The following is an 18,002-nucleotide window of genomic DNA, read 5'->3' as shown; positions in this document are numbered from 1 at the left end:
GTTAGATTGTCAGTATTTTTATATCTAATAAAAGCTCTTGCGTGTTCGTTACTATATGTGTTTTTTTGAGTTTCGATTAGAATAGTTTTTGAAAGTAGTTCTTCCTTGGCTTGTTGTGCAAGTTTGAACGTATTAGAATTATTGTTGGTGTTCAAAATGCTTTCTAATTCGGCTAACGCTTTATTGTTATAATCGGGATGTGTCTCTTTAGATGCTAATTTTCCGAAAATGGTAGCTTTTTCTAATTTAATTTTTTGTAATGGAATATTCTCACTTGATTGTTTTTCTAAGTCGAGTAAAGTAGTCAGTAAGTTTTCATCAGATTTTAAAAGGTAGTTAGAACAAAATAGTATGCGCTCTAATTTATTTTCAATAGTTGGTGCATCAGCTTCTAGCTTTTGATACAAGGAAAGCACTTTTTTTAAACTTTCATCTTCAATCAATTCAAGCTTTAATTTTATAAAGGCATCAGAGTGTCCCAATAAGTTATCTTTATGCGCTTCAAATTGTTTCGCTTCAAACTGCCATTCATTTATTTTTGATTTGTAAAAGGCAATGTTTTCTTTTAACAAATAATCAAATAGATTTTCTTTTTTTAATTTTTCTAAAGTAAAAAAATTAAAAATGGATTCGTAATTAGTAAGAGCTGTAGTCTTTAAAGTAGCCTCGTTTTCTAATGTTTTTTCGAATATTTTGTCAATGTCCTCTGAAGTATTATAGCCATTAACTGTTGCACTATCAATTAGATTTTCGCTATTTTCATTTTCGAGTGAGGATGAATCCACAACGGCTACCCCAAAATTTTCATATTCTTCATTATAATCGCTCAAACACTTGGCATACACTAAATTCAAAATTGCTTTTGAGGGTATTGTTGCAGTATTGATTTCCGCTTTAAGATTGCGAATGATTTTGCTTTGTGCATCTTCTTCAAGAACTTGCAGGTATTTTGACTTGTAAAAAAAACATTTAATGATTTGAACTTCATTATTCTCTTTCTTTGCTTTTTTGTAAATAGCATCAACAAGTTCAGTTGCTGTTTTTATTTTGCCTTTATTTTCTTGGACTAGGATCTGTGACCATTTCTTTTCATATTGCTGAGAGAAGGCGGTTACTGTCATAAAAAATAAAATTAAGATGTATTTTTTCATGGTAAATGGCTATGTCTATTAAAGTTTTATCTTGATTGAATTGCGCTACAAATTACACTTTTTTTGAATGCAATTTATAAAGAGTTTACTAGATTTTTTTTGGGACTGCTAGGCATAAAAAAAACAGCAACTTTATTGTTTAAGTTGCTGTTTTATAATTTTTTGCTCCTCTCCATTTACTCTTTTGAAGAAATAAAGTAGAAAAATATCTTTTTTATATTATTCTTATTTGGTGCTAAACACCGAGTGTATTACCCATGCAGGACCAATTAATAAGAATTGTAGATCTTTGATGAAAGATGGTTTTTTACCTTCGATTTTGTGGCCATAAAACTGTCCAATCCATCCTACGGTGAATACAATTATAGAAAACCAAACTAAAGGCACATATTGAGATACTAAATAATTTCCGATGAGACAAATAGCAGTAAAGAAGGTCATTTTTATTCCCATTACTAAGGAAAGCCTAAAGTAAAAAAACAAAACAAGTAGTAATGCTACAAAAGCCCAATTGGCAAGTGCTGGATTTAGGGAGGCTAGGGGAGATAAAACACCACTCGGGATGCTCATAAACAAACCAACCACTGAGAAAAAGATAAGTGGTACACAGATATAATGAATCTTTTTATTGGTCAGGTTCTTGTGGCTTACGCTATATTCTTCAAACCATTCTGCTAGTGTTTTCATAATTTATTTTTTACTAAAGTAATAAATAAATTAGATTTTACTAAAATATTTTATTTTTTGCTGTTTGGTTATAAGGTTGTTATAGCTATTTATTGCCGTTTTTGAATGAGGGATAGAAAGGGAAATCCTTTTTTGCATTTTTTTCGCAAAAAAGATTGAACTGTATAGCCCGACCCGCTTTTTTTGCGGGGCATTCCCCAAAACTAATTTTAATCTCGATAGGTGTCAAAAAGGTATTGAAGCGTTTCAGGAATATTATTGGCCTGCATTTCGGGATAGGTAATTTTCATATTTAACCAGTTTGCGATTGTAATATCAAATTCTTTATCAACGGTATACACTACCGGAACGCCAAGTTTTTTTAGTGCTGCAGCATTACATTCTTGCTCGTAATGATTGCGAATTGGTATACTCAATACTTTCTTCTTGAGGTATAGTGCTTCGGCTGGAGTTTCAAAACCGCCCCCCGTAATAATACCGTCACAAGTAATGAGGCTCTTATTGAATTGTTTTTGGTTAACGGGATAATAGGTAATGTTTTGAATAGTGTGTTTGTGAGTTACGCTACTGAGGAACCAATGAAATGTTACATCGTGTAACTTTTGAAACGCTTTTTCGAGACAGTCTTGGTCAAATGATGGTAAGTAAACAGTGATATGTTGTAAATTTTGGGGATTGGCTTCAATTATTTTGTCTTTGATGATTGGAGGCCTTATGAAGCTGTCGTAGTTTTCAAAGTGCAAGCCAATGTTCTTTGGCGCTTTAGCATAATGCTGTAAAATGAGCTCGCCCATGATGTTTTTTTTATCGGGTCTGGGGGTGTTTTTAGAGAGGAAACTGGCTTGATGTCCTAATTGAACCGAATGGACGTTTTGCATTTTACAAGCTAGAGATGTGATGGCGTCAAAATCATTGATTACCACATCGTAGTCTTTAAGAGGTAGTGCATCAGCGTCTTTGTAGATTTGGCGTGGTTTGATATTTTTTGTAATATTCCAGTAATCGAGTCCACCGCACTTACTATAGTACAAACTGCAACCATTGCTTTTATAGCGAATAGGTATTTTAAGATCTAAGCTGGCATTGTTACCGCTCAAGAAAAAATCTACTGTGCCGTATTGAAGTAAATAAGGGTATAATTGCGTAGCTCTACTAATGTGGCCGTTTCCTGTGGCTTGAATGGCATAAAATATTTTCATATTGTTTTTTTGGTTGCGAAATATAGACCCTCATTACTGATTCATTTGTGTAAAGTTGACTTTGTGGCAAGAACTTTGTTTGTGAAATAGCAGTGTAAATAACATTGCATGTAATCTCTAGCTAAAGTAAGAGCAGCATGTTATGGGAAAGTTTTTTTAAGTTTTCTATTTCATTATACTTTTAGTTGCAATGTTGGCTCATAATCTTTTCACATCCTTATATAAATTTCTTATTTTTGAAAAATGAAACAAATTCTTTATTCTTTTTTATTGCTACCAATCATGATGTGGTCTCAATCCAATTTTGAAAAAGCAGAGAAACTTTTCAAGGATGAAAAATACAGTCAGGCAGAAGTTCTTTTTGAAGGCATTTTGAAAACCAATCCTGCTGATACTAAGGTTATAGAATACCTAGGCGATATTGCGGGTCAATCTAAATCATGGGATAAAGCGATAGTCTATTATAAAAAGCTCAAAGTGCTTAAGCCTACTGAGGCAGATTATCATTATAAATATGGTGGTGCCTTAGGAATGAAAGCGAAGACCGTGAATAAGTTTAAAGCGCTTGGAATGATTGATGAGGTTAAATCTTCATTTGAAAAAGCCATTGTATTAAACCCAAAGCATATTGACTCCCGATGGGCATTGATAGAATTGTATATTCAGTTGCCTGGAATTGTTGGCGGAAGCGAGTCTAAAGCGATAAAATATTCCAATGAATTAGCAAAATTATCACCTGTAGACGGCTACCTTTCAAGAGGGCATATTGATGAATATTTTGAACGATACGCTGCTGCAGAAAATCAATACAAAAAAGCCATTCAGGCGGGTAGTTCAAAAGTAGGTCCCCAAAAATTAGACAATTTATACAAACATAAATTAAAGAAAACGTAATAATCTCACTCCGTTATTTGGCTGTGGCCAATGCGCAAATAAAATTCAGAAAAATATAAATATGGAAACTACACATCCAAATTCTAACCAATCAGTATTAAGTTCAAATACATCTAACCATCTTCATTTTATAGCAATAGGAGGTAGCGCCATGCATAACTTGGCACTTGCTTTGCACAACAAAGGATATAAAGTTACAGGTAGTGATGATGCAGTTTTTGAGCCTTCAAAATCAAGGTTAGAAAAAAAAGGATTACTTCCGCAAGAGATGGGTTGGTTTCCCGAAAAAATAACACAAGATATTGAAGCAATTATTTTGGGTATGCATGCCAAAGCTGATAATCCTGAATTACTACAAGCACAAGCTTTAGGGTTAAAAATATATTCTTATCCAGAATTTTTATACGAGCAATCAAAAAACAAAACTCGCGTAGTGATAGGAGGTTCTCACGGAAAGACTACTATAACATCTATGATTTTGCACGTGATGCATTATCATAATATTGCTGTAGATTATATGGTAGGAGCGCAACTTGAGGGTTTTGATACGATGGTGCACTTGACCGAAGAAAATGATTTTATGGTACTTGAAGGGGATGAGTATTTATCATCTCCTATAGACAGGCGTCCAAAATTTCATTTGTATCAACCTAATATTGCGCTAATTTCAGGTATTGCTTGGGATCACATAAATGTTTTCCCTACTTATGAAAATTACGTGGAGCAGTTTGAAATTTTTATTGATAAAATTACGAACGGTGGAATATTAGTGTACAACGAAGACGATGCCGAAGTGAAACGCGTTGCTGAGGCTGCCACAAATCCGATCCGTAAATTAGCGTATGCTACACCACAATATACAGTGAGTGATGGAGTAACACTTCTTGAAACTCCAGAAGGGGACATGCCAATTGAAGTGTTTGGTGCGCACAATTTAAATAATTTGGCTGGTGCCAAATGGATTTGCCAAAACATGGGTGTTGATGAAGCTTATTTTTACGAAGCAATTGCTAGTTTTAAAGGTGCAAGTAAGCGTCTAGAGAAAATAGCCGAAGGAAAAGGGAAAGTGGCATACAAAGATTTTGCACACTCACCTAGCAAAGTAGCTGCCACAACTAAAGCGGTAAAGGAGCAATACCCAAATCGTAAATTAGTAGCCTGTTTAGAATTGCACACCTACAGTAGCTTGAATGCTGAATTCTTAAAAGAATATGAAGGAGCGCTGGAATATGCTGATATAGCAGTTGTGTTTTACTCGCCAGATGCTGTAAAAATTAAACAACTGGAAGAAGTAACTTATGATCAAATAGCCAAAGCTTTTAACAGAGAAGATTTGATTATTTATACCAATCCACAAGATTTTAAAAACTATTTGTTTAATCTTGATTTAGACAATTCAGCTTTGTTGTTGATGAGTTCTGGAAATTATGGTGGATTAAATTTTGATGAGGTCAAAAATCTAATGCAGTAATAAACTTTGAGGCGCCATTATTATGGCGCCTTTTATTTTTCATATTGATAGTGTCCTACTATTTTATATTTAAATAAACAGTCTTCTAGTACTTGTCCAGCTCCCACGTTATGTACAAGTAGTGGGCGCATTCCTTCACTCGTTTTTTTATGAGTTACAATGCCTATGTGGGGTAGTTTTCCGTTAATTATCCAAGTAACAATATCACCTGTTTTATAATCTTGAGCTTCATCGGTTACCAGTAGTTTTTTACCTTTTCTTTCAAAGAAAACCTCTAAGTTTGGAACTCTTCTGTGATCTATATTTGTATCAGTCCCTTTCATGCCCCATTTTTTAAGGTTGGGATATTTCGAAAAATGATTTTTCATATCCTCATGTACTTCTTTTTGTAAATCAATATTCAACTTTCGGTAAGCTCTAATGACTACATCCGTACAAACTCCTTTGTTTTTAGATACATCTCCTTTAGGATAGGGTATGGATTTATACGTTGGATCATAAATGATTTTGGGGTTTATAATGGATAAAGCCGCATTTGAAAGTCGTGTTTCAAACGAAATATTTGGTCTGCCTTGCTGCGCCTTTGATTCATAAGGCATTAAAATGCTAATAATTAGTAAGAAATAAATTGCCTTCATCTTTTATCTTTAATTAAAATAACGCTATTTTTACTATTGTATTATGCTTAATTTTAAAAAGTTACGACTTGGAACAAACTAATTTTCCCATCACAAATTGGTCCGAAGATGATAGACCACGTGAAAAATTGATGCTCAAAGGTAAAAGTGCTCTTAGCGATGCGGAGTTAATAGCTATATTGATAGGATCAGGTAGTCGGAATGAGTCCGCTGTTGATTTAAGCAAACGAATTTTATCCAGTGTTGACAATAATTTAAATGCATTAGGAAAATTATCCTTAGCACAATTAACCACTTTTAAGGGGATTGGAGAAGCAAAGGCTATTGCAATTATTGCAGCTCTTGAATTGGGTCGACGACGTAGAGCAGAGGATACTGTGGAGTTAAAAAAAGTAACCTCAAGTAAAGTGATTTTTGAAATCATGCAACCCGTAATAGGAGAGTTGCCGCATGAGGAGTTTTGGATTATTTTTTTGAATAACTCTAATAAAATTATTGCCAAATCTCAACTGAGTAAAGGAGGTATTACTGGAACACTAGTTGATGTGCGAATCGTTTTTAAAACAGCCTTAGAAAATGGTGCAACTGCCTTAATTTTATGTCACAATCATCCCTCAGGAACGCTCGTGCCTAGTGATGCAGACAAACACATCACCAAAAAATTAAAGCAGGCCGGAGAAAGTTTAGAAATAAAAGTACTAGATCATCTTATAGTGACTGAAAACAGTTATTTTAGCTTTGCCGATGAAGGCATAATTTAATCACAAAATATGAAAACAAAATTAACGGATGTTTTTTTTGACCTAGACCATACATTATGGGATTTCGATAAAAATTCAGAACTTACTTTCAATACTATTTTTAAAAATAATCACCCTGAAGTTGATGCTAAGCTATTCATTGATAAATATGTACCTATAAATCAAGAATGTTGGAAATTATATCAGTTTGACAAAATTACGCATGAGGAATTGCGTTATAACAGATTGAAACATTCATTTGATGCTATTGACTACTCCATTTCGGATGCGCAAATCAATAAAATTTCCGATGAATACATCAGACTTTTACCGGATAACAATCACCTATTTGACGGGACATTTGAAATTTTAGAGTATTTAAAGCCAAAATACAACTTGCATATCATTACAAATGGCTTTGCCGAAGTGCAATCAAGAAAAATGTACAATGCAAAAATTGAAAGTTATTTTCAAACCGTAACAAACTCTGAAATGGCTGGTGTAAAAAAACCTAATCCAGCAATTTTTAATTTTGCGCTAAAACAAGCTAATGCGGCTGTTGCATCTAGCATTATGATAGGAGATAGCTATGATGCCGATGTTTTAGGAGCGCTCAATGTAGGATTAGATGCAATTTATTTTAACGAAAGCAACGCAAATGTTGACCAGAGCATTAAGCAGATCAACAATTTATTAGAACTTAAAAAATTTTTATAAGATGAAAAAATTAGCAGTTAGCATTTTACTTTTATTCGTAAGTATTTCTTTTGGCCAATCGGTAAACAATTATAAAGCGGTAATTGTTCCCTTAAAGTTTGAGTGGTTAAAAGATGAAAATCAATACCGAGTAAATACACTAACAAAATACAATTTAGAAAAGGCTGGATTTACAGCTTTTTATAACAAAGAAATTTTGCCATCAGAGTACACCAACAGGTGTGATTTGCTTTATGTAAATGTGGAAAAAGAGAACGGATTTTTAATCACTAAACTTTTTGTAACTCTTAAAGATTGTAATGACAATATTGTTTTTAAATCTCAAATAGGTAAAAGCAGGGAGAAAGATTATAAAGCAGCGTATAATGAAGCTTTATTACAAGCCTTTGAATCCATTAATGCTTTAAAATACAAGTATAGTGGTGTTGCAGCACAACAAAATAATACCCAAGCTAATTCAGTAATAGCTCCGCAAAGTGAACAAAAAATCGTATCAAGTCCAGCTTCTTCTGCCTTGGTAACCAGTGCGCCACCAGCAAAAGTAGATACAGCTGATCTTTTATATGCTCAACCTACAGCTACAGGCTATCAATTGATTGATAAAACTCCAAAAGTGGTTATGAAATTATTAAAAACATCTCAACCTAATGCATTCATTGCTGTAAAAGATGATTTGCAAGGATCTTTGATTCTTAAGGACAATCAATGGTTTTTTGAGTATTATAAAAATGATCAGCTAATTTCAGAAAAGGTTGCTGTCAAGTTTTAAATGGAATCTAAATTTTTTAATGCCTCTGTGACCATGTTGCAGAGGCATTTTTTAATAACCGTATTTATCTTGCCAACGGTTTTTTAAAAATTCACGAATGCTGTTTTCTCTTGAATTATTCCCAGGTACATAAATTGGAGTATTGCTCAAATCATCAGGTAAAAATTCTTGTTCTGCAAAATTATTAGCGTAATCATGAGAGTATTTGTACTCCTCACCATAGCCTAGTTCTTTCATGAGTTTAGTTGGGGCATTTCGCAAATGAATCGGTACGGGTAAATCTCCAGTTTGTTTTACAAGCTGTTGCGCGGTGCCTATAGCTAAGTAAGAGGCATTGCTTTTAGGTGATGTAGCAAGATACACTGCACATTGACTCAAAATAATTCTACTCTCAGGATAACCTATCGTTGCTACGGCTTGAAAAGTGTTGTTTGCCATGATAAAAGCTGTAGGATTGGCGTTGCCAATATCTTCACTACTCAAAATAAGCATTCTTCTTGCAATAAATTTTACATCTTCGCCGCCTTCAATCATACGTGCCAGCCAGTACACAGCTCCATTAGGATCACTACCACGAATAGATTTAATAAATGCCGACACTATATCATAATGTTGTTCACCCGTTTTGTCATATAGTACCGTATTTTGCTGTACAACTTCAAACACACGTTCATTAGTAATGATAATTTTGTCATCAAGAGAAGCATTTACCACAAGTTCAAAAACATTCAATAATTTTCTACCATCACCGCCCGAAAGCCTTAATAAAGCTTCTGTTTCTTTGAGCTCAATATTTTTTTGAGACATTAATACGTCTTTCTTCATGGCACGTTCCAGCAAGGTCTCTAAATCTATTTTTGTAAACGGATTTAACACATAGACTTGACATCTTGACAGTAAGGCGGGAATTACTTCAAAACTTGGGTTTTCAGTTGTGGCGCCTATTAGGGTAACCCAGCCTTTCTCAACAGCAGCCAGTAGGGAATCTTGTTGCGATTTACTAAAGCGGTGAATCTCGTCAATAAATAAAATAGGATTTTTGGCAGTAAACAATCCGCCACTTTGTTTTGCCTTTTCAATAACTTCCCTGATGTCTTTAACCCCAGAATTAATAGCACTTAAAATATAAAACGGACGCTTAGATTCTTGAGCAATAATTTGGGACAAAGTGGTTTTTCCCGTGCCAGGAGGTCCCCAGAAAATCAAAGACGGAATTATTCCTTTGTTAATTTGCTGTGTTAATGAACCGTTTGGTCCCACAAGATGGGATTGACTTACATAATCCTCCAGTTTTTGAGGGCGTATTCGTTCTGCAAGTGGTGCTTCCATATTTTAAATTCAGTTGGCAATTACCTATTTATTATGAATACAAAATTACAGTTTTATTTGGAGCTTTTTCCAGCTGTACATTCTATCTTTTATATCTTGTAAAAAACAAGATATAAAAGGATGCCATTCCCATCTGGGCTAGGGTGTACCGTAAGTAGAGGAGGATGTTTCAGCATGACAAAATTTCATCCTATTTTATTTGGTTGCATTTTTGTACTTAAATGGTAAACACCTACAATAGTATTAAATGATTCCAGAAGCCTCTTTAGACAAACATTTTAAGTTTACAAATGCAGTTGTATTATTTCCATTTTTTGCAATAGTGTTATTGTGGTTCGTTTATTGGTTGCAAATAAAATTTGACTTTGATTTTTATCAAAACGGTATCTATCCCAGAACCTTTTCAGGACTTCAAGGTGTTTTTTTAAGTCCGTTCATCCATGGTGATTTAGAACATTTGTATAATAATAGTATACCACTATTTATTTTACTCGCAGCTTTGCAGTTTTTTTATGCAAAAGAGTCTTTTCCTGTTGTTGTATTTGGAATATTTCTATCAGGAATGATAACATGGTGCATCGGTAGAGAAAGTTATCACATAGGTGCGAGCGGATTAATTTACGTGCTGTTTAGTTTTATTTTTTTCAAAGGAATTCAAACTAAAAACCATAGACTAGTAGCATTATCTCTCACAGTGATTATTATTTACGGTGGTTTAGTATGGTATGTTTTTCCAAGTCCCGAGATTGTAACTGAAAAGTCAATTTCTTGGGAAGGTCATTTGGGTGGTCTTATTTCAGGAATTGTATTGTCTTTCCTTTATGATACCCCTCAGTTAAAGAAGCCCATAAAATACGATTGGGAACATCCAGATTATGATGCTTCGCAAGATAAATTCATGCAACGATTTGACGAAAATGGAAACTTCGTGAATTTACCCGTTGAAATCCCCATTGAGGAATCTCCTATTTATGAATATTACACTTCAAGTATACCTGTCCAGTATGATTTAATTCAAAAAAAATGAGTTAAAACCATAGTTTCAACTCATTTAAAATTTTAAAGCGTATATCTTCTTAAGAACGTTGTCTTACAGCTTCATATAAAAAAGCGCCACATGCTACAGATACATTTAAGGAGCCAATTGTCCCAAACATAGGTAGCTTAGCTTTTTCATCTACAATTTTCAATACAGATGGATTTACACCTCTGTCTTCTGATCCCATAATTATTGCAACAGGTTCGTTCAAAGAGATGTCATATATGTTTTGCTCCGTCTTTTCTGTAGCAGCAACTGTTTTAATTCCGTTGGCTTGCAATAAAAATATCGCATCTTTGATGTGTTCTACTTTACAAATAGGAATATTAAAAACTGCTCCGGCAGATGTTTTAACAGTATCTCCATTCACAGGCGCCGATCCAGCTTTTTGAACAATAATTCCATTTACTCCTGTGCATTCAGCAGTTCTTATGATGGCTCCAAAATTTCTTGCATCTGAGATTTGATCCAGAATTAAAAACAAAGGTTTTTTGCCATTTTCAAGTACAGTGTCAATTAAGGTCTCTAAATCAAAAAACGAAATAGGAGAGATGGTAGCAACTGCTCCTTGATGGTTATTAGGAGTTAATCTATTTAGCTTTTCAACGGGTACGTATGAGAAATTGATGTTTCCACGTTTCATCACTTTCATCAAGTCTTTCATTAGTTCGCTACTTGCTTCCTTTTGAATATAAACTTTATCTACAGTTGCTCCAGATTGTATAGCTTCGATTATCGCTCTTATACCAAATATTTGATGTTCTTTTTCCATGGTGCAAATATATAAAAAAAAACCACCCCAAAAAATGGGATGGTTTTAGTAAAAGTATGGGGTTATTAAAATTTATCCCAAAATAGTTTTGTTGTTAGCAAGTCGCCTCCAATTGCCGTTGAAGCAGCTTTGTAATTTGAATTATTAACTTGTTGTTCAAGAACTGGATATGCTAATCGTACTGGTACTTTTCCTCCGGCATTATTAATAGCCGTAGCCGGAGCATTTAGAACTGGGAAGTCAAGTCTTCTCCAGAAGTTCCAAGAAGTCAAAGGTTGGTTGTACATAGCAACCCATGCTTGTTCACCAATTGATTTTTTCCAGTTGGCTGCATCAAATGGATTTGCAGCTAAGTATGTAACCGCATCAGAAGCATTACCGCCCCATTCAATAATGGAAGCAGTAACTGCATCATTATAAGATGACAATGCTTGTCCAGGATTCCATCTTGCATTAGCTTCAGCAATATAAAATGCAACTTCTGTATTACTTAACAAAATTCCGGGAGTAGTAGCTGTGTATGCAAACTCGCCTATGTGCGAGAATTGATCAAATTCTCCACCTTTACCAATAACTTGTCCAGCATAACCACCACCACTCACTTCTTCATAATAGCTACTAATACGTGGATCGTTTTTTGCAACCATAAAGTCAACTAAAGTTTTTCCAGCAAAAAAATCATCTCTTCCACTTGCTACTAAGTTTTCATATATAGGGCTAAAATTAGGTGAAGGCTCTAAATATTGAAATTGACAATTATCTGCTTTAGTAGTTATCACTCCAGCAGTAATTGCTTGTAGTGCGTTAGTTTGTGCTGTTGCAGGTGATGAATCTGCAATGGAAATAGCTAATTTCAATTTTAGTGAATTTGCTAAGGTTTTCCATTTTGCAATATTTCCTTTAAATATTATATCACCATCTGTAAAAGATTTGAAACCTGTAGCGTTAGTATTTAAATTAGCTATGTCTTCATTGATTCTTTTCAAAAGGTCAACATAGATAGTAGCTGCATCATCATAAGCGGGTAGTGGAAATGCATCAAGATTAGCACCTTGTTTGTAAGGAATATTTCCAAAAGTATCAACCAAGTTTTGGTAGGTGTACACTTCAAGAATATCAATTATTGCAAGTTGATTTTTCTTATTTGTTGGCCATCCTGCTGCTTGATCTGCAGTAGGTTTGTAAGAATTGATTATTTCTTTAGCTTTTAAAAGATTATTTAAAACGCTTATGTAATTTGTTGAAAATATAGTATTTGAAACATTTCTGTTTGTAAAATTATAATTACTTTCATCTACATAAGTAGTTGCTTGCCAATATTGCATTGTCAATCTAAAATTATTTGTATTTACACTAGGTGTATTTACATAATCACTCAATTCTCTTTGTGCAAAATTTACTAGTGCACCAGGAACAGTACTATAGGCACTATTAGGATCTGTATTTATATCCTCGCTAACACAGGCTGTCATTGACAAACCTAATGCTAATATTGCTATGGTTTTATTTATTTTCATTTTTTAAAAATTAACTTTAACGTTAAAAGAAATATTTCTTGAAGTTGGCATAGGACCAGACTGATAACCTTGCGTGTTTCCTGAAGATAGACCTGCCTCTGGATCAGAGTATGGTAAACTCTTATCTATTATCCAAAGATTGTTACCTAGGATGCTAAATGTAGCTCCTTTAATTGTTTTCCCTAAAATCGATGATGGTAAGCTGTAAGATAATACAACTTCTCTTAATTTAACAAAACCTGCATCATAAACGAATGCGGCTGTTGGAGGATCTGTTCCAAGAACTTGACTTGATTCAGATCTGTCTAGTCTAGTAGTATTTGTTATGTATTGAGGTTGGCCATTTGTAGGTGTGAATGCTGGATTTGCCATTACACCTGGTAAAATTTCACCACCACCGTTTGCAAGTGTGTTTCTTATTGGATTACCAAGGTCATTTGTTCCAACTGAATTAGCATAAATACCTGTTCCATATCCGTAATATTGATCTAAAGAGAAAATACTACCACCTTTTTTAATATCAATTAAAAAACTAAGTGATAAATTTTTATAAGTGAATTTATTGTTTATACCACCATTCCAGTCTGCTTGATATGTTCCAAGTTGATTATCTGTTGTAGTAGATACTAAATAAGCTCCATTGTCTCCAATTACTTTTTGACCAGCATCATCAAATACATATGTTGTTCCCCAAATTGATCCATAATCGCGGTTCAATGGAGCATTTATACTGATACCACCTTGCAGTGAATTTATATTAATGTTTTCAATACCAGGTGCTAATTTTGTAACTTTAGTATTTGGATTTGCCCAGTTGATATTAACATCCCAATCAAAGTTTGTTGTTTTTATTGGTGTAAAATTTAAAGATACTTCAAGACCTTTTGTTGTTAATGTACCTGCATTTATTGTTGTGAATGCTGATCCTGTTGCACTTGATACTGGTAACGGCAAAATTTGATCATATGCTTTGTTTTCAAAATAAGCAACATCAAAACCTAATCTGTTCTTAGCAAATTGCATGTTAACACCAAACTCAATGTTGTCCAATTGCTGTGGTTTTAAATTTGGATTCTTAGCATTTGTATTGTAAGAATAAACAGGAGTTTCAAATGGATTACGTGCTACGTAAGTGTTTTGAAGTTGATTAGGATCAGTATCAGATCCTACTTGTGCGTAAGCAGCTCTAAATTTACCAAAATTAATGAATTCAATATCTTTTAACCAATTAGAAAATACAACACTTCCAGAAATAGCTGAATACCAATAAGAGTTGTTTTCAACTGGAAGCGCAGATGATTGGTCTCTTCTAACAGATCCTTCTAGATAGTAAGTTCCTTTGTATCCTAATGTAGCTTGGGTAAATACTCCTAATACTTGTTTTTTGGTATCTACAATTCTTGGTAATGCTGGTGCAGAAACTGAATTTGAAATTGTATATAATCCTGGAATAAATAAACCTCCTGAAGTTGATTGTTGGTTAAGAAAACGATTTTGTACATTGTAATTTGTTCCTAGTACAACATTAAGATTTAAATCCTCGTTTAAATCTTTTTTGTATGTAGCTAATAAATCATAATTCTGCTCACTAAAATCATAAACATCCAACGCGTAACCTGATGGTTGAGCTGGTAAGTTTGCTCCGTTTGAGTTTGATCCAATAATATTCGGATATGATCCAGCAGCAATTCTATCTTCGGTTCTCATCGTAAATCCATCAGTTCCCATTCTTGCTAAAACACTAAATTCTTTAGATACATCATACGTTAATGAAGCATTTGCTGCAAAACGTTGTCTTGTATCATTGTTGTAATTTTGATATCTTTGGAAGTAAGGATTGTCCCAATAGTTTGGAGCTATATTACTGGCACTTTTTTGGTTCCAAGTAAAGTTTTGCTGACCTAAATCATAAAATGCTTTTTGTTCTTTTATGTCAACATTTGTAGCCCACCATTGTCTGAAATTTGCCATTTGGTTCCCATTGTAACCAGTTTGATTTCTATTTCTAGTATTTTGATTTACGTAAGTTAAATTAAATGAAGAGCTTAATTTATCATTGAATTTGTATGAAGCTGCAGCATTATAGTTGTTTTTACTCAATAAGGCATTTGGTATAATGTCCCCTCCATTAGTATTTGAATAAGTAACTCTGTAAGTTGATTTTGCAGTCCCACCACTAAGAGCTACATTATTAACCAAAGTTGTACCTGTGTTGAAATATGTTATAGGCCCGTTTTCTGCAACTACCCATGGAGTTGCTTGACCAAATGTAGCCGAACCAGGTACAAATGCATCATATTGGAAAACTAAAGCTCCGTCATATTTCGGTCCATAAGAAGCGTCATCTCCAGTTCTAGGTCTAGGTCGTCCTTGAAAAGACGAAAAAAATTGACCAAAGTAACCTTGGCCATACTCTTTTTGGTATTCTGGAAAGGTAGATTTATCAACAGTTGACATTGTGTAAGCAGATGAAAATTCTACAGCAAGGTCATTGTTTGCTTTACCTTTTTTTGTTGTAATAATTATCGCCCCATTTTGTGCACGAGAACCGTAAAGCGCAGTTGCAGCAGCTCCTTTCAAAACATTTATTTCAGCAATATTATTCGGATTTATATCCGATGCAGCATTACCGAAATCTAGTCCACCTCTACCGCTTTTTTGATCACCACTATTTAAATTGCTATTTAAAATTGGAATTCCATCTACTACAAATAAAGCTTGATTGTCTCCAAGTAGTGATTTGAAACCTCTTAATACAACGTTTGTAGAGCCTCCAAAGTTTGTTCCATTTGTTATTGTTAAGCCTGCAACTTTACCACTTAAGTTATTAACAAAGTTAGCTGTCGGTACAGATGATACTTGTTCTGCACTAACTTGTTGAGATGAGTACCCTAGTGATTTTTTTTCTCTTTTTATCCCTAGCGCAGTAACAACAACGTTTTGAAGTTCTACTGATTCGTCTTTTAATTTAACGTTGATTTTAGTTGCACTAGCAACTATTTCTTGGTTTTGCATACCAATGTAGCTAAACACTAGTATTTGTGTCGGACTAACTTTGATAGTGTAGGTTCCATCAAAATTACTCTGCGTTCCAGTTTTTGTTCCTTTCACTAATACACTTACACCTGGTAAAGGCATTCCTGCATTATCAGAAACAGTTCCCGAAACAGATCTTTCTTGGGCAAACGTAATTTGCGCCACTAATACTACAAGTAGTACTAGTAATCCATTAAACTTTAGTTTCATTTTTTAATATTTTGAATTAGTTCAACAAACATCTTAATATTTTCTTAACATTCCTAATCAAAAATGGTTTAAAAATGTTAAAGTTAAAAATTGATGTTGTAACTTAAATGTAAGATTCCGTTTTCGGTTTTAACTCTCTGTGAATTTAAAGCGCCACTTGCAAGTGCAATACGTAGTAATCCGTTTTTTGTTTGTGCGCCAAAACCTAAGCCAACGCCTATCAGTTGGTTGTTTCTTGTTACGTTGAGTGTATTGGTTTTGAAATAAGCTAAATCTGCAATGGTGTGAACATAAAACTTATTAGTCAATGCATAACGATATTCTGTTATAAATGCAGATGACCAAAAAGCTGAAAGGCTGTTTTCTCTAAAACCTCGTACGCTTTTAAATCCTCCAAAACGATGCAGTTCATTTTCTACATATATCTTACTACTAAGATAATAGTTGTGATTGTTAATGTGAAAGGAGTTTTTGGTGTTAATTTCTAAGTGAATAATGTTTTTAATCTCTATTTGAATTTGCTTGGTCGGTTTTGATTCTGTTTCTATGAGTCTTTTGCCAGCTCCCAGTAAAGCATTGAAGCTAAATCGAGGTGTAAAACTATTTTTTCTTATGAAGAGATCTTTATTTTCATATCCTATTGTGATGAAATTGTTATTAAATCCAGTTATGTTGGAATTACTGTTTTGAATTACGCTGGATTGAGTGGCATTGTACCCAATTTTTATTTCAGAATTGTTTTTTAATCTATAATTTAAGCCTAAAGTTGTTTTTGTATTCTGAAAAGTACTATCCTGCCTGAAAATCTGCAAGTCTGTTTGAATTCCTATCGGAGAATTAAAAAGATAGGGTAAAGCTAAACTCGCTTTGAATGTTTTTTGATCATTGCCGTCGCTTTTCCAAAATATTTGTATTTGCTCTCCTTTATTTATAATATTTTCAAGTTGTATGTCTAAGTAGCCATTTAGAGTAAAACGATTTTCATTATTGCTAAAGCCAATGAACCCATCAAATGTATTCGAATTTTTCTTTTCAAGATACACAAAAACCTTTGTAGTGTCTTGAGTAACTAAAAATTCGGGGTATTTTAATTGATTGACAAAGTTGAGTCTATTAAATTCAGAGTTGATTTGCTCAAGGCTTTTTAAATTGAATAGTTTGTTTTTGTATTTTCGGTTAATTTGTGTCAAATGGCCTTTTGGGAATTTACTTTTTTCTTCCTTTTTAATGACTATTGTGTTGATTTTGCGGGTTGAGTTTTTTTGAATATCTAACTCTGCAAGTAAAAGAGATTGCTGTCGAATTATGTTTTTGAGTTTTGCTTTTGCAAAAACATATCCGTTATCCTCTAATAAGTGTATCGTTTGAATTAGAAATGTCTCGATTTCAGGATAAGGAATTTCAATTGTATTTTTTTGTAGTCTTAATAACCCTATTGTTTCAAGATCTGGAATGGTTAAGATGATTTTTTTAATTCTTTGTCCTAAATTAATTTTTTTTTGAAAAGTAGAGTCGTTAATTTTATTTAGTTGAAATGTTTTTACTTCAATATAACCTATAAAATAAGCTTTTTTGAGAAAGCCTTCTACTTTATCATTTATAGAGCTTACATTTTTATGTTTGGTTTGGTAATTTAAGGAGTCTATTATTTTGGTTTCTTCATTTGAATTCCCAATTATTTGTAATCGAAACTCTTGAGCGTAACATGTACTTTCTAATATTAGAAATATAAATAAAAGAAGTTTTTTTTTTTTGTTGCTCATTGTGCAAATTTAGTGATACAAATATGAGATCTTTGTAATGATTTTCAAAGTTCTAAATAATCTAATTGAA

At 33.5% G+C, this 18,002-nt stretch carries 15 protein-coding genes; 6 read left to right on the top strand and 9 right to left on the bottom strand.

Annotated features, from left to right (window positions below):
* From FPG59_RS01145 to FPG59_RS01135, 3 genes are all read right to left on the bottom strand, one after another.
* On the bottom strand, positions 1-1,121 hold a 1,121-nt coding region (locus FPG59_RS01145; RefSeq protein ID WP_140344576.1), incomplete at its 3' end, for a hypothetical protein.
* Between the two features lie 255 nt (positions 1,122-1,376).
* Positions 1,377-1,838 carry a DUF962 domain-containing protein gene (locus FPG59_RS01140; RefSeq protein ID WP_086452778.1) on the bottom strand — a complete coding sequence of 154 codons (462 nt, stop codon included), beginning with the start codon at positions 1,836-1,838 and terminating at the stop codon, positions 1,377-1,379.
* A gap of 209 nt (positions 1,839-2,047) precedes the next feature.
* Complete coding sequence (locus FPG59_RS01135; RefSeq protein WP_086452777.1) at positions 2,048-3,037, bottom strand: glycosyltransferase family protein; 990 nt, start codon at positions 3,035-3,037, stop codon at positions 2,048-2,050.
* 243 nt (positions 3,038-3,280) lie between these two features.
* Here FPG59_RS01135 and FPG59_RS01130 point away from each other — a divergent pair, with 243 nt between their 5' ends.
* Positions 3,281-3,931, top strand: coding sequence for a lipopolysaccharide assembly protein LapB (locus tag FPG59_RS01130; RefSeq protein WP_086452776.1), 651 nt, complete (start codon positions 3,281-3,283; stop codon positions 3,929-3,931).
* A 61-nt stretch (positions 3,932-3,992) separates the two neighbouring features.
* Positions 3,993-5,402, top strand: coding sequence for a UDP-N-acetylmuramate--L-alanine ligase (murC, locus tag FPG59_RS01125; RefSeq protein ID WP_086452775.1), 1,410 nt, complete (start codon positions 3,993-3,995; stop codon positions 5,400-5,402).
* Positions 5,403-5,434: 32 nt separating this feature from the next.
* Here the strand turns inward: murC and FPG59_RS01120 are convergent, their stop codons facing one another.
* Positions 5,435-6,001, bottom strand: coding sequence for a DUF1287 domain-containing protein (locus FPG59_RS01120; RefSeq protein WP_217875818.1), 567 nt, complete (start codon positions 5,999-6,001; stop codon positions 5,435-5,437).
* A gap of 107 nt (positions 6,002-6,108) precedes the next feature.
* Between FPG59_RS01120 and radC the strand changes: the two genes are divergently transcribed.
* The 3 genes from radC to FPG59_RS01105 are packed head-to-tail and all read left to right on the top strand — an operon-like array spanning position 6,109 to position 8,266.
* Positions 6,109-6,801: a DNA repair protein RadC gene (gene radC / locus FPG59_RS01115; RefSeq protein WP_086452773.1), complete on the top strand. Its 693-nt coding sequence runs from the start codon at positions 6,109-6,111 to the stop codon at positions 6,799-6,801.
* A gap of 9 nt (positions 6,802-6,810) precedes the next feature.
* Positions 6,811-7,497, top strand: a complete 687-nt coding sequence (locus FPG59_RS01110) for a YjjG family noncanonical pyrimidine nucleotidase (RefSeq protein WP_086452772.1) — start codon at positions 6,811-6,813, stop codon at positions 7,495-7,497.
* A gap of 1 nt (position 7,498) precedes the next feature.
* Positions 7,499-8,266: a hypothetical protein gene (locus tag FPG59_RS01105; protein WP_086452771.1), complete on the top strand. Its 768-nt coding sequence runs from the start codon at positions 7,499-7,501 to the stop codon at positions 8,264-8,266.
* Positions 8,267-8,317: 51 nt separating this feature from the next.
* On the opposite strand, the gene FPG59_RS01100 is transcribed toward FPG59_RS01105, so the two are convergent.
* Positions 8,318-9,595, bottom strand: a complete 1,278-nt coding sequence (locus FPG59_RS01100; protein WP_086452770.1) for a replication-associated recombination protein A — start codon at positions 9,593-9,595, stop codon at positions 8,318-8,320.
* A 247-nt stretch (positions 9,596-9,842) separates the two neighbouring features.
* Here FPG59_RS01100 and FPG59_RS01095 point away from each other — a divergent pair, with 247 nt between their 5' ends.
* Positions 9,843-10,622: a rhomboid family intramembrane serine protease gene (locus FPG59_RS01095; protein ID WP_086452769.1), complete on the top strand. Its 780-nt coding sequence runs from the start codon at positions 9,843-9,845 to the stop codon at positions 10,620-10,622.
* A 49-nt stretch (positions 10,623-10,671) separates the two neighbouring features.
* On the opposite strand, the gene rlmB is transcribed toward FPG59_RS01095, so the two are convergent.
* From rlmB to FPG59_RS01075, 4 genes are all read right to left on the bottom strand, one after another.
* Positions 10,672-11,406 (bottom strand): 23S rRNA (guanosine(2251)-2'-O)-methyltransferase RlmB, encoded by a 735-nt coding sequence (rlmB, locus tag FPG59_RS01090; protein ID WP_086452768.1) that lies wholly within the window; start codon positions 11,404-11,406, stop codon positions 10,672-10,674.
* A gap of 65 nt (positions 11,407-11,471) precedes the next feature.
* Positions 11,472-12,923: a SusD/RagB family nutrient-binding outer membrane lipoprotein gene (locus tag FPG59_RS01085; RefSeq protein ID WP_086452767.1), complete on the bottom strand. Its 1,452-nt coding sequence runs from the start codon at positions 12,921-12,923 to the stop codon at positions 11,472-11,474.
* A gap of 3 nt (positions 12,924-12,926) precedes the next feature.
* Positions 12,927-16,169 (bottom strand): SusC/RagA family TonB-linked outer membrane protein, encoded by a 3,243-nt coding sequence (locus FPG59_RS01080; protein WP_086452766.1) that lies wholly within the window; start codon positions 16,167-16,169, stop codon positions 12,927-12,929.
* Positions 16,170-16,252: 83 nt separating this feature from the next.
* A complete protein-coding gene (locus FPG59_RS01075; protein WP_086452765.1) occupies positions 16,253-17,932 on the bottom strand; it encodes a hypothetical protein in 1,680 nt (559 codons plus the stop codon).
* Positions 17,933-18,002: the final 70 nt, after the last annotated feature.

The organism is Flavobacterium sp. FPG59, from assembly GCF_002150205.1.
GTDB lineage: Bacteria > Bacteroidota > Bacteroidia > Flavobacteriales > Flavobacteriaceae > Flavobacterium.
The sequence above is the reverse complement of the archived record's forward strand: the minus strand, read 5'-3'. Positions and strand labels throughout refer to the sequence as shown.